We start from the raw sequence: 247 nt of genomic DNA, 5'->3' as shown, positions 1-247 counted from the left end.
GAATCGCCCCGTGTTTGCCAGAGACTCAATAACTTGAGAAACTGGAACTATGAAAAAATCAAATCGCTATACATCAGAATTTCGTGAACGTGCAATTAGGCTTGTTACCACACAACAGCATGAATACCCTTCTCTTTGGGCTGCGCTAGTATCGATTTCAGATAAACTGGGATGTACCCCAGAAACACTTAGAGCATGGGTCAAGAAATCTCAAGCTCAACCGTCTAAACCCTCTTCTAATACGCAA

Annotated in this window: 1 protein-coding gene; it reads left to right on the top strand. The window is 42.5% G+C overall.

The window, feature by feature from the left end; all coding sequences use genetic code 11:
• Nucleotides 1–49: 49 nt before the first annotated feature.
• Nucleotides 50–247, top strand: a 198-nt coding sequence (locus P20439_RS17890; protein ID WP_242376107.1) for a transposase, incomplete at its 3' end; no start/stop codon positions are given.

The sequence above is a fragment of the Pseudoalteromonas sp. BSi20439 genome, from assembly GCF_000241165.1.
Lineage (GTDB): Bacteria > Pseudomonadota > Gammaproteobacteria > Enterobacterales > Alteromonadaceae > Pseudoalteromonas.
This window is presented reverse-complemented; position numbering and strand designations above follow the sequence as displayed.